The 292-nt window shown below is 41.8% G+C and carries 1 protein-coding gene; it reads left to right on the top strand.

Going from position 1 to position 292, the window contains the following annotated elements; genetic code table 11:
• On the top strand, positions 1-292 hold a 292-nt coding region (locus ACFIK8_RS12270), incomplete at both ends, for a BamA/TamA family outer membrane protein (protein WP_375669588.1).

Below are 292 nucleotides of genomic sequence, written 5' to 3' on the forward strand. Positions count from 1 at the left end.
AAAATGGCTGTAGAAGGTCGTTCTTATTGGGCGCTGGATGAAAAGGATCATTTTGTTTTTGCAGCGCGAGCAAAATTTGGTACAATTATTGGGAGCGATACAGCACATTTACCTTCTGATACGCTTTTTTTTGCTGGTGGTGGTGGATCTGTTCGCGGTTATGCGTATCGCAATATTGGTATCAAAACAGAAAATAATGCTGTTGTTGGTGGGCGGGCGCTTGTTGAGGGCTCGGCAGAATTACGTCTTTCTTTAAATGATAAGATAGGATTTGTAAGTTTTCTTGATGGAG

Source organism: Bartonella sp. MR168JLCBS, assembly GCF_042194175.1.